This window comes from Xenorhabdus sp. PR6a (genome assembly GCF_028599065.1).
GTDB lineage: Bacteria > Pseudomonadota > Gammaproteobacteria > Enterobacterales > Enterobacteriaceae > Xenorhabdus > Xenorhabdus doucetiae.
Genome location: NZ_JAQRFJ010000056.1, coordinates 1 through 21,555 on the forward strand (window position 1 = coordinate 1; position 21,555 = coordinate 21,555).

20 protein-coding genes are annotated in these 21,555 nt (G+C 45.6%); 8 read left to right on the top strand and 12 right to left on the bottom strand.

Going from position 1 to position 21,555, the window contains the following annotated elements; genetic code table 11:
- Positions 1-48: 48 nt before the first annotated feature.
- Positions 49-822: a protein bax gene (locus PSI15_RS13990; protein WP_273584037.1), complete on the bottom strand. Its 774-nt coding sequence runs from the start codon at positions 820-822 to the stop codon at positions 49-51.
- Positions 823-1,488: 666 nt separating this feature from the next.
- Positions 1,489-1,821: a DUF3761 domain-containing protein gene (locus tag PSI15_RS13995; RefSeq protein ID WP_273584038.1), complete on the bottom strand. Its 333-nt coding sequence runs from the start codon at positions 1,819-1,821 to the stop codon at positions 1,489-1,491.
- A gap of 137 nt (positions 1,822-1,958) precedes the next feature.
- On the opposite strand from PSI15_RS13995, the gene PSI15_RS14000 reads away from it, so the two are divergent.
- On the top strand, positions 1,959-2,720 hold the full coding sequence (locus PSI15_RS14000; RefSeq protein ID WP_443256095.1) for an SDR family oxidoreductase: 762 nt from the start codon (positions 1,959-1,961) through the stop codon (positions 2,718-2,720).
- A 133-nt stretch (positions 2,721-2,853) separates the two neighbouring features.
- On the opposite strand, the gene PSI15_RS14005 is transcribed toward PSI15_RS14000, so the two are convergent.
- From PSI15_RS14005 to PSI15_RS14030, 6 genes are all read right to left on the bottom strand, one after another.
- Positions 2,854-3,204, bottom strand: a complete 351-nt coding sequence (locus PSI15_RS14005) for a SymE family type I addiction module toxin (protein ID WP_273584039.1) — start codon at positions 3,202-3,204, stop codon at positions 2,854-2,856.
- 572 nt (positions 3,205-3,776) lie between these two features.
- Positions 3,777-4,355: a TerD family protein gene (locus tag PSI15_RS14010; protein WP_273584040.1), complete on the bottom strand. Its 579-nt coding sequence runs from the start codon at positions 4,353-4,355 to the stop codon at positions 3,777-3,779.
- A gap of 55 nt (positions 4,356-4,410) precedes the next feature.
- The gene (locus tag PSI15_RS14015) at positions 4,411-5,439 is read right to left on the bottom strand and encodes a TerC/Alx family metal homeostasis membrane protein (protein ID WP_273584041.1); all 1,029 of its coding nucleotides are present in this window, start codon (positions 5,437-5,439) and stop codon (positions 4,411-4,413) included.
- A 27-nt stretch (positions 5,440-5,466) separates the two neighbouring features.
- Positions 5,467-5,922: a tellurite resistance TerB family protein gene (locus PSI15_RS14020; RefSeq protein ID WP_273584042.1), complete on the bottom strand. Its 456-nt coding sequence runs from the start codon at positions 5,920-5,922 to the stop codon at positions 5,467-5,469.
- Between the two features lie 68 nt (positions 5,923-5,990).
- Positions 5,991-7,124 carry a TerD family protein gene (locus PSI15_RS14025; protein WP_045968518.1) on the bottom strand — a complete coding sequence of 378 codons (1,134 nt, stop codon included), beginning with the start codon at positions 7,122-7,124 and terminating at the stop codon, positions 5,991-5,993.
- The gene (locus PSI15_RS14030; RefSeq protein WP_273584043.1) at positions 7,124-7,711 is read right to left on the bottom strand and encodes a TerD family protein; all 588 of its coding nucleotides are present in this window, start codon (positions 7,709-7,711) and stop codon (positions 7,124-7,126) included. Before PSI15_RS14030 ends, PSI15_RS14025 begins: the two co-directional genes overlap by 1 nt.
- A 421-nt stretch (positions 7,712-8,132) precedes the next feature.
- Between PSI15_RS14030 and PSI15_RS14035 the strand changes: the two genes are divergently transcribed.
- From PSI15_RS14035 to PSI15_RS14055, 5 genes are all read left to right on the top strand, one after another.
- Complete coding sequence (locus PSI15_RS14035) at positions 8,133-9,302, top strand: phosphoribosyltransferase domain-containing protein (protein WP_273584044.1); 1,170 nt, start codon at positions 8,133-8,135, stop codon at positions 9,300-9,302.
- A complete protein-coding gene (locus PSI15_RS14040) occupies positions 9,295-10,086 on the top strand; it encodes a hypothetical protein (protein ID WP_273584045.1) in 792 nt (263 codons plus the stop codon). The genes PSI15_RS14035 and PSI15_RS14040 overlap by 8 nt, the downstream gene beginning before the upstream one ends.
- Positions 10,079-11,158 (top strand): cysteine protease StiP family protein, encoded by a 1,080-nt coding sequence (locus PSI15_RS14045; RefSeq protein ID WP_273584046.1) that lies wholly within the window; start codon positions 10,079-10,081, stop codon positions 11,156-11,158. Before PSI15_RS14040 ends, PSI15_RS14045 begins: the two co-directional genes overlap by 8 nt.
- Positions 11,158-12,081 carry an HpcH/HpaI aldolase/citrate lyase family protein gene (locus PSI15_RS14050; RefSeq protein WP_273584052.1) on the top strand — a complete coding sequence of 308 codons (924 nt, stop codon included), beginning with the start codon at positions 11,158-11,160 and terminating at the stop codon, positions 12,079-12,081. The genes PSI15_RS14045 and PSI15_RS14050 overlap by 1 nt, the downstream gene beginning before the upstream one ends.
- 175 nt (positions 12,082-12,256) lie before the next feature.
- Positions 12,257-12,742, top strand: a complete 486-nt coding sequence (locus PSI15_RS14055; protein ID WP_273584047.1) for a tellurium resistance protein TerW — start codon at positions 12,257-12,259, stop codon at positions 12,740-12,742.
- Between the two features lie 70 nt (positions 12,743-12,812).
- On the opposite strand, the gene PSI15_RS14060 is transcribed toward PSI15_RS14055, so the two are convergent.
- From PSI15_RS14060 to PSI15_RS18625, 3 genes are all read right to left on the bottom strand, one after another.
- Positions 12,813-13,307 carry a TIGR00645 family protein gene (locus PSI15_RS14060; RefSeq protein ID WP_045968531.1) on the bottom strand — a complete coding sequence of 165 codons (495 nt, stop codon included), beginning with the start codon at positions 13,305-13,307 and terminating at the stop codon, positions 12,813-12,815.
- A 99-nt stretch (positions 13,308-13,406) separates the two neighbouring features.
- The gene (locus tag PSI15_RS14065) at positions 13,407-15,011 is read right to left on the bottom strand and encodes a TonB-dependent siderophore receptor (protein ID WP_443256096.1); all 1,605 of its coding nucleotides are present in this window, start codon (positions 15,009-15,011) and stop codon (positions 13,407-13,409) included.
- Positions 15,012-15,605, bottom strand: coding sequence for a TonB-dependent receptor plug domain-containing protein (locus PSI15_RS18625; protein ID WP_443256097.1), 594 nt, complete (start codon positions 15,603-15,605; stop codon positions 15,012-15,014).
- A 304-nt stretch (positions 15,606-15,909) separates the two neighbouring features.
- On the opposite strand from PSI15_RS18625, the gene fes reads away from it, so the two are divergent.
- Positions 15,910-17,190 (top strand): enterochelin esterase, encoded by a 1,281-nt coding sequence (gene fes / locus PSI15_RS14070; RefSeq protein ID WP_273584048.1) that lies wholly within the window; start codon positions 15,910-15,912, stop codon positions 17,188-17,190.
- A gap of 218 nt (positions 17,191-17,408) precedes the next feature.
- Entirely contained in the window at positions 17,409-20,531 is a 3,123-nt protein-coding gene (locus PSI15_RS14075) for an autotransporter outer membrane beta-barrel domain-containing protein (RefSeq protein WP_273584049.1), read from the top strand.
- A 467-nt stretch (positions 20,532-20,998) separates the two neighbouring features.
- Here PSI15_RS14075 and PSI15_RS14080 read toward each other — a convergent pair.
- Positions 20,999-21,555 (bottom strand): Ail/Lom family outer membrane beta-barrel protein (locus PSI15_RS14080; RefSeq protein ID WP_273584050.1); only part of this gene is annotated, 557 nt, incomplete at its 5' end.

A 21,555-nucleotide genomic window follows, 5' to 3' on the forward strand; every position in this document is an offset into this window, starting at 1 on the left:
AAAAGAATCCACCTTGTAATTAATACGAAGTGGATTAATGAGGAAATGTTATTGAATAGCCAGTTCCTGAGCCTGTGAAATCAGCTTCCGATTACCATTAAAGACACGATGTAAATAGCGATTATAGTCAGCGCCCAGTTCCGAATAACCATTGAGATTATCAATAAGCTTACTGGTATTCAGTGGTTCCTGCGTTGTCCTCTGCTTTGCCCGTGAAGAACGCAGTGACTCATAAGCACGGTGCGTATTCAGGTTTTTCATATAGGCAATGACGGAAGCATCAACAGTAGAATAAACTGCATAACCTTTGACTTTTCCTTTCGTCTTACCGCAAGCGCGACAACGCATCCCAAACAGATTATTATTTTTCTTGGCAAGTTCTGACGTTCCCCAACCCGATTCCGCCGCTGCCTGCGTGGCCACAAAATGGGTCGGAATAATGTCAACCCGACTTAATAATGTATTCCAATTGACCTGTTTTGGTGAATTGCAGGTCATTTTGTAATCCATGCAGATCTTTTTCAATCGATCACTGTCCTGCACAGACCAATGGTGATGCTTTTGGTGTGACAGGAGCCATTTGCGGTCTTCCATAATCTTTTGATTATGTTGATCAATTACAGGGACAATAATATTTAAAAACGCTTTCTTCCGGGGCGTACCTGAAGGGTATTTTCGCAAATCAGGCAAATTGACTTGTATGCCATTGTGAGAATACTCTTGCATTTTCGAGGTACTGGTCGAGGCATGGCTCAGACCGGTAAAAATTAATGAGATAAAGAAAGCGAAGACCGCACTTGTCCTCATCATTAGAGAGGGCATTTGCTTCTCCTCGTTTTATTACTCTGGATGAAAAACAAACGAATATTAGCAGAGCAAACAATATATAGCTACTGTTATTCGTCATTCATAAGTTTGGTTTCTATAACGAAGATTAGCACCCTACTGACAAATATCTATATTTTTCATTCCATATGGTAAATAAATGTAATAATTATTAGGGTTTTATTTGGTGAACAGTTATATAAGCTACTGTTTTAAGGTGTTATATTGCCTGTTTGTGTCACTTAATTGAATGACTAATGGTTAGTTAACCCAATGTTATTAATTAAAAAAATTACCCTATTACTTGGTGCTATACCTGAGTGTGAATTTTTGGTTTATTACAGTTATTATAAATTATTTTATTGTTTGTATTTAATTATCGAATTTTCTGGCCTATTTTTAATTTGTTATCGGAATTTCCATATTAGAAGGATGGCTTAATACATTATGAAAGATAATATTTTGTTTGTTTATGTGATTCGATGTGGAAGAAAATCTATACCTTACACTCTGCTCAATATAGGTAAACAAACTAATGATGGATTTTCTTATTGTCAGTAAATCGTATTACTGCATTATTCGATTAAAAAATGTGATTCAGATTCAAAAAGAATTAGGGAGCCAAAGCTCCCTAATTGCTCATAATGAGAAATCAATAAAACATTACAGCCATTTAGCCACACCACCATGACGGGAGCAAGCCCCCTTACGAGATTGACTCTTGCTATAGCTACCATCTTTACAAAGGGCGGTGTTAACGCCTGTTTTGGCTAATTTATTTTTGTTTTTCTTCTTTGATACTTTTTGGCTTTTGGCTTTTTTGGTGACTTTTTTTTCTAACGAGTTAACTTTGTTTTTTGCTGACTTAACATTTTGTTTTACCGCCGTTACAGTTTTGGACGCGGCTTCGGCTGAGGTTGATACTGCCGGCGCTGCAAGTGCTGCACTTGAAAACAACACCAGTAATGCTGCAACTGATAACTTCAAGTTTTTCATCGTATATTTCCTCTGGTCAGAGTACTGAAACCCGAAATCGACTCTTGCAGTTTGGAGTATAGTTTTGAATGATATGATTGCAAATTTGACATAGAGGATATTTATATTTCCATTTATAACAAAGAATTACAGAGAGAATGGAGAATAGTATTGTGCAAAAAGTCACGATCATTACAGGCGGTTCCCGTGGTATTGGCAGGGCTACGGCGCTTTGCTTGGCAAAGCAAGGGCATCATATCTGCATTGGTTATCGTAACCGCGGAGACAATGCCGATGAGGTTGTGAGTATGATCCGTGCCCTTGGGCAGTCAGCCATCGCGGTTCAGGTGGACATAGCGGATGAAAAACAGGTCATGGCATTATTTCAGAAAGCCGAAAAAGAGCTGGGGTATATTTCTGGATTAGTGAACAATGCCGGAATATTAAAGCCGCAAGCCACGATTGAACAGTTGACGGCAGAGCGGCTGAATAAAATCTTAGCAACTAATGTTACCGGTGCCTTTCTCTGTGCGCGTGAAGCGGTCAAGAGAATGGCTTTACGTCATGGCGGACAAGGTGGCGCTATCGTCAATGTGTCATCTGCTGCGGCCAGATTAGGCTCTCCTCATGAATACGTCGATTATGCGGCATCGAAAGGGGCTATTGATACGATGACAATTGGTCTGGCACAGGAAGTGGCAGCACAGGGAATCAGGGTGAATGCTGTGCGACCTGGATTTATCTATACTGAAATGCATGCCGATGGCGGAGAGCCTGGGCGAGTTGAGCGGATCAAAGATTCCTTGCCGATGAGACGGGGCGGACAGCCGGAAGAAGTCGCTCAGGCCATTGCCTGGCTACTGTCTGATGAATCATCGTATGTTACGGGCAATTTTATTGACTTAGCGGGTGGAAAATAGGTTATAGCGTTTGCGATGCCGTTTTGAATAAGGTGGCATTTAATCTAAAAGATAGGATTTTAAATAAAGGCCGGAATTATTCTCAATATTTTCCGGCTAATGGATGGAGGAGTATTTGTTAATAACAATAATTCTAAGCCAGCATTTTCATTAATTTGGGTTTAAGAATAATTTTGCCAGGCTGCATTTCAATATTAATAGGCTGTTCCACTAACTTACTGATTGTTAGCCAATCCCCCGCAATATAAAGTTCACCATTTTCACGAATATTGTCGATGCCTTCATAGGGATTATCTTCCACGTCTTTGATCAAACTGACTAAGTCTGCATTGGGATCGATGAGAGAGATAATAACGCCATTGGAAAATTGTGAGATATGAAATAATTCATTCGCGGTAAATCCAGCATCGCTGAGTGCACTGCCATTCAGGATTAATTCAGGGATATCAATGTCAGTATGGCGAAATGAAACGTGAAGGTTCATTTGTACATTCCTTGTGTAATTGGGCTATACTGCGATACTCTATCAGCACTTTGCCCGTACTGTATCGCGAATTCACACCTGTTTTTCATCTGTATCGCATCCATTGGTTAAGGATCAATATTCACCCTAACGATTAATTGGCTAATATGCCATCAATAATGTTGTTCTTTGCGAAGCAACTCGCAAAAAATAACTGGATATTTATCCACTTTGAAATGTATTTCTAAAATTCGAGCAAATAATAACGCGGCAAATATTCAGGTGATTTTCTGTGTTATAAAATATATGGGTAAGGAGTTAATTTAATATTATATGTTCTTCTTTTCAAAGCATTATGGATAATTACATACCCGATAAACTTGATGTTGCAGCTCGCAAGATGAAATTCGCTGATTATCTTGCAGTGCGACGGGTATATTGTGTTGTGATGTCAGTGTATTTTGATATTTATTAATTGGCATTTATTAGCAACGAAATATGCCCGTGATGTTGTATGAAATGCTAAAGGGTTTTTCTTGAAGCAGAGAAGTGATATTTCCCTCGCCCATACTTGGGCGAGGGTTTTTGCCAAGTTAAGCGGCATTAATACCATACTGGGCACAAACAGAAGCCAGACCGCCAGCATAGCCTTGGCCTACTGCGCGGAATTTCCACTCTGCATTGTGGCGATACAGTTCACCGAACAGCATCGCAGTTTCGGTAGACGCATCTTCTGTCAGGTCATAGCGAGCGACTTCAACTTGGGTATCGTCGTTAACCAGACGAATGAAGGCACCGGAAACTTGACCGAAGCTCTGGCGACGAGCCTGCGCATCATGGATGGTCACGACAAATACCACTTTTTCTACATCAGCAGGCACTTGATCCAGTTTGATTTTCAGTGATTCGTCATCGCCATCCCCTTCACCGGTACGGTTATCGCCGGTGTGCATGATGGAACCGTCAGATGATTTCAGATTGTTGTAGAAAATAAAATCGGCATCACCGCGTACTTTACCGTTTGCCGCCAGCAGGAAAGCCGATGCGTCAAGGTCAAAATCCTGTCCATCCGTGGCACGAGCATCCCAACCGAGACCAATCAGAACGTTTTTCATGCTTGGCGCTTCTTTGCTCAGAGAAACATTACCGCCTTTAGAAAGAGATACACCCATTGTTATTTCCTCACTTATTACGTCATGTTAATTAGTTAGATTTTACTTACCGGATTTAGCTGGCATTTTCTTTTTGTGGGAACAGCAGACTGGCAAGAATACCGGCCGCCAGTACACCAATTACCACAAATAAGCTACTTGTCGCTGAAATTGAATAGCCGTGGTGGAATATATGCTCAGAAGCGTTCAGACCCAGTTTAATGGCAATAAAGAACAGTAAAACAATCACAGCCTTTTCTAAATGCACCAGGTACTTTTTCAATGCTTCCAGCACAAAATAGAGCGTGCGCAGGCCCAAGATAGCAAACATCATGGCGCTGTACACAATTAAGGGTTCCCGGCTGACAGCAATCACCGCAGGGACAGAGTCAAAAGCAAACATCACGTCAGACAGTTCAACCACCGCCAGACACAGCATCAGTGGCGTTGCATAAAGCGCGGCTTTGCCCGCCCGACCCACTTTCACATCGGCGTTTTCGGGTTTAGTCAACTCCTCATCCACTTCCTTTTGCTTCAGTACAAAGGCATGACCGCGCAGTTTCGGCCAAATTGGGAAGAAACGTTTCACCAGACGATAGGCCAAGTGCTGTGAATAGTCTTCGATTTCATCGTCATCATCACCGCTTTTCAGCATCATGACCGCGGTCCAGCCAACGATAACCGCAAACACGATCTCAACCCACGGCCCAAGCGCCAGCAGGCTTGTCCCAATGGCAACGAAAATGCCCCGGAAGACAATCGCACCGATAATCCCCCAATACAGGACGCGGTGGCGATAGCGATCTGGTACAGCGAACCAAGAGAAAATCGCCATGATGACAAACAGGTTATCGACAGACAGGACTTTTTCCAGTGCGTAGCCCGTGACAAACAGGCTCGCGGCTTCCGCGCCGTGGTGAATATACAGGAAGCCCGCAAAAACAAAGGCAATGGCGACCCAAAAAACAGACCAAAGGGCGGCACTGCGCAGTGAAATCGGCTTATCATGACGATGCATAAAGAGGTCGATAAAGAGCGCACCAACCGACAGAATAATAAATACAGCAACGGTTTCCATCGGAAAACCAATGTGCGTGGATACCATGAAATAAGCCTCTTAAATCATCTGCGATTACAGTTCGAAATCAGCCGGTGCAAAGCCAAGGGCGATGCAAATTTCACGGGCTGCATTTTTTTCATTGTTATCAAAGTCACCATCACTTTTAGCGACAGCAATGCCGACGCGCAAAGCAAGCTGCGCCGCTTCCGGCTGTTGTTTCAGGGCCAAGATGAATTTCATCGCTTCACCTTTGCCGATGTCAGCGTCAAATTCATAGCTGCTGACCAATTTGTTAAAGAACTCGATAATTTCGGAAGTGTCGAAGACTTTCAGTTCGGGGGAGTTTTTGATGAACCCGATCATTTTCTGTTTTTCTTCGGAACTGACGCCGTCACTCGCCATAGCAACGTGTGCGCATACGGCCACGGTGCCTTCCATAAATTTCCGGTTCTTGAAGCGACCCACTTGGTTAGTCAGCTCTTCACGGCCTGCATTGAACGCTGATTTGATTTTGTTTAAAAAGGACATAAGTCCCTCCGCTTAGGTAAATACGAATTGTGTAGAAACAAACGGTGTAAAAACAAGCTGCGTAAAATCTATTTACTGCCGGATGTCCAGCTAAAGCCCCAGCCAAACGCCCTGTCCATCTCTTTATGCCCTTTGAAATATTGATTGATGCGCTCGACTTTGATGGCACCGTTTTCATTGACCAGACGGGCAATGGCACACATGCCGTTGCTGTTGTTACCTTCTGTCATACGGGTTTCAATCGGGGGCTGGTCAGGGACAAAGAGGGTGACCACGCCGTCGGTTTTGTTCCAGCTAGGCGCGCCTTCGTAGATAAAGGCGTAGATCAACACTTCACGGATGTTTTTCCATTCACGGCCATTGATGTGGAGCCATTCACCGTCACGCACATTACCGGTGCGATCATCGCCCTGTAATTCGACATACGGCTCGTCACGGTAATCGCCAAAGCGATTACCTAATGCCTGAACAACGTCTTTATCTCCATCTTGCAGCCGGATGAATGCGCCGAGATCCAGATCCACACCTTTGTTTGAACCAAACATGCCTTGCAGTAAGCCTTTTGATGAGGAGGAAGTTTGATTCCAGTTCAGATTGACGCGGATTTCACCGTAATTGTCGCGTTTGCTCAGGCTGATGGCCGGTTTCTCTTTGGTCAGAGAAACCTTGCTTAAATTCACATGAGTGGGCGCTGGTGCCGGATTATCATCAATAATATCGACACCAAAATGCTCTGCCAGTGGTTTGAGACCGCCATTAAAGCCTTGGGCGATAAAGCGGAATTTCCATTCTCCATTCCGGCGATACAGTTCGCCGAGGATCAAGGCCGCTTCCGAACGGCCTTGCACTTCAACTTCCCCCTGCAAAATGACGCTGCTGTTCAGTTCGACCCGAATGGAAAGGTTGCGCAGATTGGAAATGGTTTGGTGGCCGTCGCAAGTTGCGGTGAAGGCGACTTTCTGGACATCCTGACTTAATGCAGGCAAGTTGACGCTGAATGCGGTATTGATGTTGCCGCCTGTCAGGCGAACGGTGTTGTCGTCATTAACCGGCTGGCCGTAGAACACCATGTCCGGATCGCCCTTGACTTTGCCATCGGCATACAAACGGAAGGCTGAAACGTCAACGGCTGAACCCGATAGGACCCGAACAGTGAGCGTTTGGTTGGCAACGGGGGCATTACCCCCGGGTGTCAGATTCATTAGCGCACCACCGTCTCAACGATCTGCGGGTACATCGCGTCAATCGTCCGACCGGAACAAGGGACACCATGTGCCGTGAAATCCCACTGGCCCCCGTTGCGGCACAGGGAAGAGATGATAATGCCGGTGTGAGCGCCTTGCTCATTCAACTGATAACGGGCCAGCTCTTTGCCGCTTTGGTCAACGACGCGGCAGAAGGCATTTTCAACGTCATTGAAGGTTTGACCACGGAAACTGTTAACGGTAAATGCAAGATATTCGACATTGGCAGGCAGTTTGATCAAATTGACGCGGATAATTTCATCATCCCCATCGCCTTCGCCCGTCAAATTGTCGCCAGTGTGTTGTATCGAACCGCATTTTGATTTTAATTGGCCGAACCACACGGTATCGATGGCATTGCCGGATTGATCAAGCAGAATGCAGCTTGCATCCAGATCAATCTCATCACTGCCGCCACCGAATAAACTTGCCAGAAAACCTTTCTTTTTGGTCACCGGATCCCATCCCAGACCAAAATCCACGTTAGCCAGTGATGCGCTCTGTTTGGCGAGCGAAACTGACTGATTCTTGCTTAACGAAACCATTAATGACACCTCTATTCTGTTTGTCGGTGAATCACAGCAATTTCACGTATTAAAAAATCATAATATGACAAATAGATAGCCTGAATCTGTCATATTATGATTCCCGTAAACAGCTTGTCTGGTTGTTAACTGTATGATAGGAAACAATCTAGTCGCGTTTTGTATGATTTCCTTTCCATGCAAAAAAGTCAAACAAATTTCGCTCTAAAAAATCATAATATGATTGACATGAACTTATCGCCGACTCTAGACTGCGCTGTATATTTCACCTAATTAAGAACAAATGCTGAGGGCTGCCGTATTGGCTCCCGGCAATTTAACAATTGTTTTTGCCTGAATAGCGAAATTTGATTTATGGAAAGATAGATACCGCTTTCATCAGTCATTTCAAAAGGCGGAAATTTTTTAAAAAGGCATCATCATGACCGTGTTGAGTGACATTGATGTTTATGAAAAACCAGCTCATAACAAACAGGTTTACCAAAAAAAATTGAGCAGCGGGACGCTGACGGTGACGGCATCCCGTGGCACGGTGTCTCTGGAAACCCTGTTTGATATCGCTGAACGCCGTAATCCCAAACGGGCATTTCTCTTTGTCAGTAAAGTCTTGGGACGGCATATTCCGGTCAAGCCTTCGATCATGCGGTCGGTTTATCAGCAATTGGCTGAGCGGTTCCCGATTCAACTTCCCGGCCCAACCTTGTATATTGGTATGGCAGAAACGGCGGTCGGGCTGGCGGCGGGCGTGTTTCAGGAGACGAAACACAAAGTCAATGAGTCGGTATTTCTGACGTCGACACGCCATCCGGTTGATGGGGATTTGTTGTGTGAATTTAAGGAAAATCACAGCCATGCCACGGATCACCTGATTTATTGGCCGGCAGAATCCCGCCTGCGCCAACGGGTGACCAATGCCCGAACGCTGGTTCTGATTGATGATGAAGCCACTACCGGTAACACGTTCCTCAATTTGCTGGATGCACTGCGTGATGCCGGGCTTGAGCATATTGAACATATCGTCACCGTGACATTGACGGACTGGAGCGGGGAATCCGTGGTGAAACGCAGCCCGCTGCCGGTTTTTGGGGTGTCCCTGATCGGGGGGCATTGGCAGTGGGAAGCCGATATCTCGGCCCCGGTTCCGGTGATGCCGCAAGTCAATGTGACGGCGAGGGGAGACGTCAACATTATTGGTCCACAGAGCGGGGGACGCTTGGGTCTGGATGAGATCCAGTGTGATATTGGCGCAACGATCAAGGCCAAGACAGGTGAAAACGTGCTGATATTGGGTTCCAGTGAATTTGTCTGGCAGCCGTTCCTACTGGCTGAACGGCTTGAGCAGGAAGGCGCATCGGTGATGTTTGGTTCGACAACCCGCTCTCCGATCTCTTGCGGTCATGCCATCCAATCGGTCATGGCTTTTACGGATAATTACGGGCTTGGCATCCCGAATTTTCTCTACAATGTGGCGCACCAGAAATTTGATCGTATCTTGCTCTGTCTCGAAACGCCCAAAATGTCCGTTGATCCGGCGCTGATGACACAGCTTGCCCATGTTTCTCCGGTGGTAGAGATCGTTGGATATGATTAAGCCTGTCTTTTTGACTGATCTTGATGACACGCTCTTTCAATCTCGCCGGAAGCTGGCAGGAACAGCGGATATATCATTATCATCTTTGCGCGTGAGTGCCTTGGATAGAAAATCTTCTCCTCACAGTTATATGACCGAAAAACAGTCCATGTTAGTTGATTGGTTATTGGCTCACGCGGAGGTGATTCCGGTCACCGCCAGAAATACAGAACAGCTTAACCGTGTGCAGATCCCTTTCCGTTCCTGGCGCATTGTCTCGCATGGGGCGGTGATCCTCACCCCGGAAGGTTCGGTTGATGAACATTGGCAAGCACACATGCTGTCAGAATTAATGTCGTATCGGGATCAATTGGGTGAGTTGGCGCACCTGAGCCATCGCTTGATCGCATCTTATGGTATGGAGGCATGGGCACGCCTTGATGATGAGTATGGTGATGTGCCTGTTTTCCTGATCATTAAACACCGTCATCACGATAGATTGAATGAGCTTAATAGACTGGTTCAGGCTTTTGCTCAGGAAAACCATTTCCAGCAAAACTTCTATTTCCACCAAAACAATAACAACCTTACGGTACTGCCAAAGTGTGTTGATAAGGGACTGGCCACGCGTCACCTTTTGCAAAGGCTGCGAGCTGAGAGAGGCATTTTTCCGGTTATTGGCCTGGGAGATAGCCTGAGCGATCACCGTTTTATGCAACTGTGTGATTGGTTTGGTATGCCTCAGCAAAGCCAGTTTGCTGACACATTAATGACTGCCTTATTTGGAGCTGTAAATAATGAATAGCTTTCCCCCTTTTTCTGGGAGTTATGCTGCTGATGATATTCAATTTTTGCTAGAACCCGTTCAAATTGAGATGACGCCTGTCGATGTTAAGGAGCAGTTGATCCAGTCCGGCACGCGCCACTATTCGGATATGTTAAGTCAGGAGCCAGAACCAACGTCTTATCACCTTGAACTGTTTGATCAAGCGCTTGAACAGGGGGATGTTCGGTTGGCGACGGAAGTTATCATGCTCGCCAAGGCACTCATATCCCGTTTGGGTGATACGCCGATTGTGCTGGTCAGTTTGGTCAGGGCGGGTGTTCCTTTGGGCGTGATGCTGCATCAAGCACTCAGAAAAATGGGTCAATGTTCTTATCACTATGGCATCAGTATCATCCGGGATCGTGGTATTGACAGTGCGGCACTCGCGTATATTGAGCAAAAACACGGAACGGATGGGGTGGTCTTTGTTGATGGCTGGACAGGCAAAGGCGCGATTACTACTGAACTGTCGCAGTCTTTGGCGGGGAGGGCGGGTTATTCGGGTATCCCTCGTTTGGTGGTCTTGGCTGATCCTTGTGGCTGTTCATGGCTGGCTGCCAGCGATGATGATTGGTTGATCCCTTTCGGTATTATGGGAGCACCAGTATCGGGGCTGATATCCCGTTCGATCTGGCGTGAAGAGGGGTTACACGGTTGCGTGCAGTGTGATCACCTGAGTCAATTTGAATGCAGCCGCTTGTTGGTGGATACCGTTGCGGATTGTCGTGATCGGTTGGATTTTAATGTGATACCGGAAGCGATCTGGTTACCGCAGGAAAAAACCGCTTTGCAGCAATTGAGCAAAACAGTGATTGCTAATCTGGCTGAAAAATACCAGATTGACAGTATCAACCGGATTAAACCCGGCATCGCAGAAGCCACCCGCGCCGTATTACGACGTGTACCAGAACACGTGCTGGTGCGTTGCCAGGATGATCCTGATGTTGCCCTGCTCCTTCATTTGGCACGCCAGAAACAGGTTGTTATTACGGAAGTCGGTGATCTGATCGGTCAATATCGTGCAGTCACTATCATTAAGAAGGTCGCGTGATGAAACCCATCCCTTCTCCGCATCAACTCGGTGCAACGCTGTATATGCCGGCCACCCGCCAAGATATTACAGAAATTGTGTTACAGAATAAGATCCCCGATCTGCGCTCGCTGGTTATTTGCCTGGAAGATGCGGTCAGTGAGCAGGATATTCCTGTTGCTATCGAAAATCTCCAAGGGATTATGCAGTCCTTGGCGCAAGCTGATCGTTTTTCTGTCAATAGCGGACACCATCGCCCGTTGGTTTTTATCCGTCCGCGTCATGAAATGATGGCGGAGTATCTGGTAGCCAACGTAGATCTCAGTGCCATTGATGGGCTGGTTTTACCCAAGTTTACCCAGGCTTCGTTGGCTGGCTGGTGGGATATCATTGGTTCAACCCATCTGTACATCATGCCAACTCTGGAGAGTGAAGAGGTGTTTGATGTCCAGAAAATGAATCAGCTTGCAGACATGCTCAAAAAACACCCGTGCAAAGAGCGCATTATTGCCTTGCGTATTGGCGGCAATGATCTGATGAATGTCATGTCCCTGCGACGTTCCCGTCATTTCACCCTCTATGATGGGCCGATGGGCTATATCATTAAAATGCTGGTTGCCGTTTTTGCTGCGCGAGGATTTGCTTTGACCGCACCCGTTTGTGAGCATATTGATGACTTGAGATTGCTTGAGAAAGAGCTGGCATTGGATATTGCTCACGGTCTGGTGGGTAAAACGGCCATCCATCCGCGGCAGATTAAATGTATCCAGCAGGCGCTGAGGGTCAGTGCCCATGATTACACTGAAGCGCTAAGTATTCTCAATTCCAGTCAGGCGGTTTTCAAATCTCAGGGGATGATGTGCGAACCTGCCACCCACCAACGTTGGGCCATGAATGTGCTTGAGCGGGCAGTGCATTACGGTATCGAACCTGAGGCAGCATAGTATCTTAACTTAACGAAATTAACGCAATTAACCTAATTAACCCAATGAAAATATTGCTAAGGCTTTTCATTCGTTTTGATATTGATTTACTTGTGATAGCAGCTATGCTGAAAAATTATTTTCATCGTTAACCGTAGGGAGTTTGGGGGATTTATCCCTGACTTGGTAATAAGAAATGCTGCTTAATCCCAAACAATTTAGAAATTTTAAGTTAACTTTATTACTTTCACATGGAAAGCCGATTAGTAAAACGAGGATCATTAGGGAGCTCAATTGTTCGGAGCCAACGTTAACACGTGCATTGCGGGAATTAAGAGATCTTTACTGTGCTGATATCCGGTTTAGCAAAATGGGAAGTACTTATCAATTAGTTGATAAGGGGATGCTGACCAAGAAAGATGTCAGGAGGATTGAAGAACTCCTTGTTCAGCATCTTAGCTCAAAACCCGAAGACGCTGCCAGCCATGTTTTCCTCGATAAAGAGAAGAAAAAACCCATTTCTCTGTCTCTGAGAATGTCGGTGATCAGAAAAATTGATGGTTTGGCTAATCGTCTGGAAACAACCCGAAGCGAAGTGGTTGAAATGGTCGTGGATCGGTTTATTGACAACTTGCTGAAAGAAACGGTGAACGGAAATTCATCGCAGCGACGAGTCCCGTAATGCCAGCCGGTTGAGAACAACTGGCATCAGGGTGATTGTTGATTTGCTTGTTCGTTTAATGCTTGATGGCTTAATGACTGTGACGCGTGAGTTTATCAAGATATCCCATCATAAATGCGGACAAAACGAAGGTCAGGTGGATAATGACATACCACATCAGTTTGTTGTCCGGTACATTCTTGGCATCCATAAAGACGCGCAGTAAGTGAATGGAGGAAATGGCGACAATTGAAGCGGCAACTTTATTTTTGAGTGAGGTGGCATCCATTTTTCCCAGCCAGCTCAATTTCTCTTTGCTTTCGTGGATATCCAGACTTGAAACAAAGTTTTCATAGCCAGAAAACATCACCATAACCAGCAATCCACCCACCAGAGCCATATCAATCAGAGAAAGCAGTGTCAGGATGAGATCGGATTCGGTAACAGAAAGAAGATGCGGCAGGATGTGCATGATTTCCAGAAAGAATTTAACCGCAAGAGCAAATAATGCCAGTGATAAACCGAAATAAACCGGTGCAAGCAGCCAACGAGAGGCATACATTGTATTTTCGAGAAAGCGTTCCATTGTGTTTTTTATGTGTTACAAAAGGGGCAATAGTATAGATCATCACTCACAATGGCAGAAAGTTTTTGCCCTATGCCACTGAGATAAATGCGTCCTGCCTTACCAGCTATATTCCACCGTGGCAACGATGCTGCGCCCGCTGCCATAGAAGCAAGCTTCTACATTCGAGCACGAAGCGACATAACGCTTATTGGTCAGGTTATTCACATTCAGTTGTACACTGGCACCTTTTAATTGAGAGGAAGCTTCACCAAGGTCATATTTCGCCATCAGGTCATAGAGGGTATAGGGCTTGACGTGGAATGATTCTTCATAATCACCGGAGGTAGAGCCGATATAGCGCACGCCTGCTCCCAGTGTAAATCCTTTCAGCGCAGTTTGGGTGAAACTGTAACTCCCCCATGCAGAAGCGGCATGTTCAGGAATTGAAGGGACTCTTTTGCCAACACGTGCAGCCCTGCCGTCGCGTTTGGTTTTAGTATCTGTGTAACTATAGGCTGCTATCAGGTTGATTTCCGGCGTGATCTGAGAATGAATTTCGGCTTCTACGCCTTTTGAACTAATTTTGCCGATTTGCTCGCTAAACTCAGCGCCCGGTTTGCGGGTCGTTAGGTTTTTCTGGGTGATATCAAAGAGGGACAGCGTCAGCAGAGTATTCTGATCTTCGGGTTGGAATTTGATGCCGATTTCAGTTTGTTCACCTGTTGTGGGTTTAAATGCGGGAGAACCGGGCTTACCTCGATCCAGATTAGGCTCAAAGGAGGTGCTGTAACTGATATAAGGCGAAATGCCGTTATCAAAGGCATACAATAACCCCGCACGCCCGGTAAATGCCCGATCTTTCTGTGTTTTTGTTGTGCTCTTGAGCAGGCTCTGTTGCTTGATTTCAGTCCAGTCATAACGCCCTGACAAGGCTAAGTTCCAGTTTTCCCAACTGAGTTGATCCTGTAAATAAACCCCTAACTGATGAAGTTTCTTTTTGTCATTTTGGATAAGGGACAGATCCTTTTCATTGACAGGAATCCCCCAGGTTGGGTTTGACCAATCAAAATGGTATTTTCCTTCCTTGTCTCGGTTACGCCAAAACTTATTGTGACTATTTACCCACTTATAATCGATCCCACTGATAACGTTATGTTCAATATTCCCCATGGAGAAAAGTGCTTTCAATTGGTTATCTACGCTGATTCCTTGAATTTCATTATGTTCGCGTTGTGGAAAACGTTTAATGATCGTTGGCGTGAGATCTGAGGCATAGACTAAATATTTTGAGCGTTCATCTGACCTGGAATAACGCAGATTCTGCTGGAAAGAGAAGACATCGTTAATGTCATGTTCAAGAAGGTAGCCAATAGAAGACTGTTCCCGTCTGGATTGATTAAACGCGGGATCACTGAGATTCAGGTTGTAAGGCATATAGCCCACATTGGTAACTGGCGTTACGGTGCCGCTTTTGGGATAGAAATTACGGTACCCTGCCTTGGGATCATACTGATAACTGGTCAGCAACGTAAACGTCGTATTATTGTTGGGTATCCATGTCAGCGCCGGGGCGATGGCAATGCGTTCTTTTTTATAATCTTTGACGAACTGTTTTTGGGTGCTGACGATACCATTTAAGCGATAAAGAACGGGAATATGATTACCCATTGCGCCACCGAAATCAAAGGCCAATTCACCCAAGCTATGATTACCCGCTTTCATCTAAACCTTACGGATGGTCTGTGCTGTTGGCCTTTTGCTGGTCATATTAATCAAGCCGCCAGGGCTGACCTGACCGTATAGCACAGAGGCCGGCCCATGCACCAACTCCACGCACTCCAGTAGCCAAGGATCGATCTGACCGACGGTGCCTGCTGAACTGTTCGAACCATAACTCAAACCATCAAGGAATTTAGGGGCATAACGAAAACCACGGGTAATCACTTCGTCGTTACGGTTGGAAGAGCCTCGGTAATTGGTCACAACACCACTTGAATAATTCAGAGCGTCAGCAACCGTCATCGCACCTTGCGCTTCTATCTGTGTGCGATTGATGACGCTGATTGACTGGGGCGTTTTGATAAGAGGAGTGAGGCTTTTGGTGCCTGCGGTACTGTCTGATTCGACAAAGTTTTTTTCAGCGTGCTCCTTAAGCCCTCCTGTGACAATGACGGTGTCTTCGGTGTTATTGGCGGCTGAGGCATATGGAGATAACAGTAAGGCGGAAGTTAGTGTTAAGAATAATTTATTATTGTTATTATTTCTTATTATTATCTTTTCGATCTTCAAAGTTTCGTTCTTGCCAGGCAATACCATGGATTTCATCTCTCAATATAGATATCTTTTAAATAAATACTTAAAAATCAAATTGGTAATTAAGATATACCATTATGGCCACACTGAATATTGAAGGCCTCCTGCCACATTACTCTTGATAATGCTCCGTTCATTCTGGTAGCCAGCGATAAAGATTAATAAAATAAATTGGATAATATTGCAAACAAAAATCATTATCAATATCATTAGCAAATGATAATTGTTTTGCTGAGTTCGTTGCTGGTGTGGTATCCCAAATGAATCTGTCAGTTGTGAGCGGGATGTTTTTGAAGGAGATCAGGGGATGAAGTTAGTCTTTCAGCCATCAGGTACGGCAGATGATTTATTGTCTGCTCCTCATGTTGGCAGCGAATTATGGTGGGAAAATATGGCTATTCTAGGAACCCCCATTATAGAAACTGCCAAGAATCATCAAGTTAAAACGACCTTCTTTTGGCGAGATCCTGACGGGGATGAACAACACTCAAATTTTCGCCAAGTCTATATCGATATCAATGGCATCACGGATCACCACCGCCCACAGCCGCAGAGCCTGCAACGATTACCCGGAACGGATATCTGGTATTGGTCAGTGACCCTTGAAGATGACTGGAGAGGAAGTTATCGATTTATACCTGTCACTGACGCACATTTACCCCCCGAATTTTCCGGTGAAATTAAACAACGCAAGCAACAGCAGCGTGAGTGGTGGATTTCACTCTTTCCATTGTCTATTCCCGATCCTTTAAATCGACAGGGCTGCCATCGTAATGGGCTTGGTCTGCCTTTATCGGCAATTCATATGCCCCATGCACCTGAACAGACCGCATGGTCACATGCCGTGCAACCCGGTAAACAATCGCCTGTGCTTTTGCATTGGCACAGTGATCGGCTGAACAATCAAAGGCGTGTCTGGCTTTATGCCACAGGGGAAGAAACCACGCATCCTCGTCCTCTTATCATTCTTTTGGATGGGCTGACTTGGGCAGAGAGAATGCCGATTTTTCCGGTCATTGATGTCGCAACTGAAAAGCGGCAGATACCAGAGGCGGTTTGGCTGTTGATTGACGTTATTGATATGCCTCATCGAGAGCGAGAGCTTCCCTGCAACCCGGATTTTTGGCAGGCGATTCAGGATGAACTGTTACCGCTTGCTGCACAGTATGCTGTGTTCAGTGATGATCCTGAACAAACGGTGATAGCAGGACAAAGCTACGGTGGGTTGGCAGCACTGTATGCTGCGCTTCATTGGCCGCAACGCTTTGGTTGTGTCCTGACGCAATCGGGATCTTTCTGGTGGCCTGATAGCAAAATTGTTCGGCAATTTATGCCCTCTTCTGAACAGAAACCCGGTTGGCTGACACAGCAGGTTCTTGAGCAAAAAGTGACGCCTTCGTCATTGAAAATCTTTCAGGAAGCGGGATTCCGTGAAGCGGATATCCATTTTGTGAATGATCAAATGCATGCTGCATTGCAAGAGGCAGGGCACAACGTGAATTATCGCGTGTTTAATGGTGGGCATGATGTGCTGTGCTGGCGCGGTGGATTAATTGATGGCCTGAGTTGGTTGCTGGCTGATAACTGAATCCCAGCAAAGTGATAATTAATTAAAATAACGATTAATTAAAATAATAGCTAATGGGAATAAAGGACTATTCCAGTTTTGCAAGATAACACGCTAACACAGATTATTATTACCTGATTAAAATTTATTCAAATAAGGGGTGATAAAGTGTGGCATTTTATGGTGTTAAAAACCTAAGCGTTGGTATTTTTGCAAATCAACAATGGATGGTAACTAAAATGAATAAGAAAGACAGAATACCTCGGAGTACTCTGACTACCACGCGTTTATCAGTTAAACCCCAACCATGTGTACTTTATCACGCGATAGCTTGTTGTTTGGCTGTCGCCAGCGTAGGCGCCCATGCGGAAGATTATGTTGAGAAAGGGCGGTTTGGCGATCCAGCCAGTTGGCGTTCCAGTGAATTTTCTAATCAATGGGGGCTTGATGCGATTCACGCTGATGAAGCCTATGCCAAAGGCTATACCGGTAAGGGGATCAAACTGGGGATATTAGATCAACCCATTTATGCCAAGCATCCTAAATTTGCAGGAGAAGATAAGGTCATCAACTTAGTGATTTCAGGGATACGTGAGTATACCGATCCCTATATTCCGGTGAGGAAAGGGGACCCATTCCGTTATGACGGCACGCCGTCCGTGGATAGGTACGGCACTCTGGGAACACATGGTGTCCATGTTGCGGGCATCGCGGCGGGCAATCGAGATGGCAGAGAAATGCATGGCGTGGCCTATAACGCCCAAATATTCAGTGCTGATAACGGCGATCCCGGCCCTGAAGATGGCATCATCTTAGGCAATGATGGTGGTGTTTATCAGGCGGGTTGGAATGCACTGATAGACAGTGGTGCCCGTATCATTAACAACAGTTGGGGAATTGGTATTGATAGGGAATTTGAGAAGGGCGGGAAAGATCCGAACGCAGTTCATTTTACCTTAGCCGAGGCCCAAGAGCAGTTCGATGAAATAAAACCGATTTTGGGCACAAAACCGGGCGGGGCATATCAAGGCGCAATTAATGCTGCCCGCAGCGGCATTGTAACGATTTTTGCCGCGGGTAATAGTTATCATTACAATAATCCAGATGCTATCGCGGGTTTGGCTTGGTTTGTGCCAGATATTGCCCCAAACTGGCTGACGGTTGCCAGTGTGCAAAAAGATCTCACTAGTCCCCATAGCGAACCTTATTCCATCAGCACTTTTTCCTCCCGCTGTGGCTATACGGCCAGTTTTTGTGTCAGTGCCCCCGGTAGCGGAATATATAGCTCAGTGATTAAGGGAACCCATATAGACAATATGACTACTGGCTATAACTCTTACAATGGGACTTCAATGGCTGCGCCACATGCTGGCGGTAGCATTGCAGTATTGATGGAGCGTTTCCCATATATGACCAGTGATCAGGTAGCCTCCGTGCTCCGTACTACGGCTACTGATATGGGAGAAAAGGGAATTGATGAGCTTTACGGCTGGGGATTAATTAACCTCGGTAAAGCAATAAATGGCCCTAGTATGTTTTATACCGTAGAAGATATTCCTGAAAAATTCCGCATTCCAGATCCCGACGGAATAGCCTATGGCAAAGGTCAGTTTATTGCTGATATTCCGGGTGTTGGTGCGGTGCTCGATAAAGGCAAACTGACTGAGCGGGTTTGTGATGAGGGTCAGTGTGCCCTGGATCAATGGAGCAACGATATCAGTGGTCATGGTGGATTAACCAAGCAGGGTAGGGGAACACTGATCCTCAGTGGTCAGAATACTTATTCTGGTCCAACACGGGTTAAACAGGGATTACTGAACGTTAGCGGTAGTGTCTCTTCTACAGTTTCAGTCATGGAAGGTGGCATTCTTGGCGGGAATGGGACCGTGGGTGCGCTTCATGTGCAGCGTGGCGGTACGGTAACACCAGGAAACTCTGTGGGTACGCTTAAGGTTGCCGAAAAAATGACTTTTGAGCCGGGTTCTCATTACGCTGTTGAGATCGCCTCCGATGGGCGCAGTGACAGAATTCAGGTTGAGAAAAGTGCACAAATCAATGGCGGGCAGGCTTCTGTTTTCTTTGAGGATACGGGGAACTTACTTTCTTTCGACGATGTGCGAAGCCTGACGGGTCAGCAATACACGATTCTGAGCGCGAAGCAGAATATCAGTGGCCGCTTTGATAGGGTCGTTCCTAATCATCTCTTCCTCGGTACAAAATTGTCTTATCAGCCGAGTGAAGTCACGCTCCACGTTGGACGTAATGAGACCGCTTTTGCGGATGTTGCTAAGACACACAATGAACGTGCCGTCGCTGTTGCTGCTGATACCCTTGGCATCGGTAATCCGGTTTACGAAAGTATCCTGACGAGTGGTTCTGAGGAGCAAGCCCGAACTGCGTTCCGTCAGCTTGATGGGCAGATCCACGCTGATATCGCGTCTCAGTTGGTTAATGACAGCCGTTATTTGCGTGATACCTTGAATTCTCGTTTGAGTCAGGCCGAAGGCCGCTCATCTTCGCCCGATATTCATGGCGATGATAACGGTGCATGGGTTCGGCTGCTTGGTGCATGGAACCATGCTTCTGGTACTGAAAACGCGACGGGCTATCAGGCTTCCAACTATGGTGTATTCCTTGGTGCGGATGCTTCTATTGATGAATACAGCCGTCTTGGTATGGCCACGGGTTATACCCGTACTTCTCTTGATGGTGGTCATAGCGCTACTGCTGACAGTAATAACTATCACCTTGCGCTTTATGGTGATCGTCAGTTTGGTGATTTTACTTTACGCACCACGAGCGGGTTTGCGTGGCACCGTATTGATACCAAACGCGTTATCAGCTATGGCAGTCAGCATGACAGTGCGAATGCGAAGTACAGTGGGCGAACAACACAATTATCGGCGGAACTGGCTTACCATCTGCCAGCCGGTGCTGTGAATTTGGAACCATTCGTTAACTTGGCTTACGTCAATTTCCGCCATGAAGGCATTAACGAAAACGGTGCCGCCACTGCACTTCACGGTAACCGCCAATATACCGAAGCCACACTCTCCACACTGGGATTGCGTGCCAATCATCGTTGGCAGACTTCATGGGGGTCTTCAATTGCCCTGAATGGTGAGTTAGGTTGGCAGCACCAGTACGGTGAGCGTGAACGAGCAACAGGTTTGTCGTTCCGTGGCAGCGACACGACGTTTGTGACTCGTAGTGTGCCTGCTTCCCGTGATGGTGTTGTGTTGAAAGCTCATGCGGAGATGAGCGCAAGTAACAACGTCTCATTCACTCTTGGCTATAGTGGTTTACTGTCCAGCAGTCATCAGGACAATAGTATGAATGTCGGTTTTAGATGGCAATTTTGATGACAGGCAGGGTGTAACCATTGGGTAAAACCGTGGAGTCAGTAATGAAAATGCTGACTCACAAAACACTGCGGCAATAATCAGCAATATTTAGAATAGTTTTTAAAATTCATCTTTCCCTCATAAGACTATATAAAGAATATTTATGCCAGATGTTATTTTCAAATGGGAGTAATAAATTGAAATTTACCTTCAAAAATAAATAATAAAGCAGATCTCATGTAATAAATAAACCAACTGCCTGAATTTCTTCAAAGAAAATCACATAATGGGGATTTTCCCATTGATGAAAGAGTGGAAGCAGTAAGGTATGAATGGTAATTACACGGAGGTAGTAAATAGAGGTACTATTGTTGTGAGGGATGATATCTTAATGCTTAGAATATTGGATAGAACAACCCCTAAATATCTGCGCATTAATCTGATATTCAGGGTGTTGTTCTGGGATAGCGCTTTAATGGATCAAATTAGAAATGATAGCCAACGCCGACTGTCCATGTTCCTGCTTTAGCCTGATTAAAATCAGAATATTCGTAGGAAACATCAACAGCTACACTTGATATCGGGTTAAATTGCAATCCTGCACCGTAGGCAACAGCGGTTTTCTTTTTGCTGGTATTGAGTTGTACAGTCTGATGATCTTGAATATTAGCCGCACCAATCAAGGCATAGGTACTGACATATTCATTAAAGCGATATGTCGGGCCTGCTACCAATGATCTGTAAGTAATATCCTCGTTACCGATATTATTTGCTAAATTATCATGATAGATGATTCTTAGCTTAGTTTGCGTGACTGAGCCGATAACACCCCAATTATCATTAATCTCATAACGGTATTTCAGGTTGAGACCTCTTGGGTCTTTCAGATCTTTCAGGTTCAGATCATCTCTTACCGTAGTTTTCATCCGCAAATCGCTTTGGGCGTAGCCTAGTGAGATGGTGTGTTTGTCATTTGCATTTGCTGTAAATGAAGAAATAGATAACCCCGCTACAATCGCTGAGGTCAATAGAGCTTTTTTCA

Bases quoted from the DNA above. Each gene is read 5' to 3' on its own strand.
- PSI15_RS13990 (WP_273584037.1), bottom strand. From the start codon at position 822: ATGCCCTCTCTAATGATGAGGACAAGTGCGGTCTTCGCTTTCTTTATC.
- PSI15_RS13995 (WP_273584038.1), bottom strand. From the start codon at position 1,821: ATGAAAAACTTGAAGTTATCAGTTGCAGCATTACTGGTGTTGTTTTCA.
- PSI15_RS14000 (WP_443256095.1), top strand. From the start codon at position 1,959: ATGGAGAATAGTATTGTGCAAAAAGTCACGATCATTACAGGCGGTTCC.
- PSI15_RS14005 (WP_273584039.1), bottom strand. From the start codon at position 3,204: ATGAACCTTCACGTTTCATTTCGCCATACTGACATTGATATCCCTGAA.
- PSI15_RS14010 (WP_273584040.1), bottom strand. From the start codon at position 4,355: ATGGGTGTATCTCTTTCTAAAGGCGGTAATGTTTCTCTGAGCAAAGAA.
- PSI15_RS14015 (WP_273584041.1), bottom strand. From the start codon at position 5,439: ATGGTATCCACGCACATTGGTTTTCCGATGGAAACCGTTGCTGTATTT.
- PSI15_RS14020 (WP_273584042.1), bottom strand. From the start codon at position 5,922: ATGTCCTTTTTAAACAAAATCAAATCAGCGTTCAATGCAGGCCGTGAA.
- PSI15_RS14025 (WP_045968518.1), bottom strand. From the start codon at position 7,124: ATGAATCTGACACCCGGGGGTAATGCCCCCGTTGCCAACCAAACGCTC.
- PSI15_RS14030 (WP_273584043.1), bottom strand. From the start codon at position 7,711: ATGGTTTCGTTAAGCAAGAATCAGTCAGTTTCGCTCGCCAAACAGAGC.
- PSI15_RS14035 (WP_273584044.1), top strand. From the start codon at position 8,133: ATGACCGTGTTGAGTGACATTGATGTTTATGAAAAACCAGCTCATAAC.
- PSI15_RS14040 (WP_273584045.1), top strand. From the start codon at position 9,295: ATGATTAAGCCTGTCTTTTTGACTGATCTTGATGACACGCTCTTTCAA.
- PSI15_RS14045 (WP_273584046.1), top strand. From the start codon at position 10,079: ATGAATAGCTTTCCCCCTTTTTCTGGGAGTTATGCTGCTGATGATATT.
- PSI15_RS14050 (WP_273584052.1), top strand. From the start codon at position 11,158: ATGAAACCCATCCCTTCTCCGCATCAACTCGGTGCAACGCTGTATATG.
- PSI15_RS14055 (WP_273584047.1), top strand. From the start codon at position 12,257: ATGCTGCTTAATCCCAAACAATTTAGAAATTTTAAGTTAACTTTATTA.
- PSI15_RS14060 (WP_045968531.1), bottom strand. From the start codon at position 13,307: ATGGAACGCTTTCTCGAAAATACAATGTATGCCTCTCGTTGGCTGCTT.
- PSI15_RS14065 (WP_443256096.1), bottom strand. From the start codon at position 15,011: ATGAAAGCGGGTAATCATAGCTTGGGTGAATTGGCCTTTGATTTCGGT.
- PSI15_RS18625 (WP_443256097.1), bottom strand. From the start codon at position 15,605: ATGGTATTGCCTGGCAAGAACGAAACTTTGAAGATCGAAAAGATAATA.
- fes (WP_273584048.1), top strand. From the start codon at position 15,910: ATGAAGTTAGTCTTTCAGCCATCAGGTACGGCAGATGATTTATTGTCT.
- PSI15_RS14075 (WP_273584049.1), top strand. From the start codon at position 17,409: ATGAATAAGAAAGACAGAATACCTCGGAGTACTCTGACTACCACGCGT.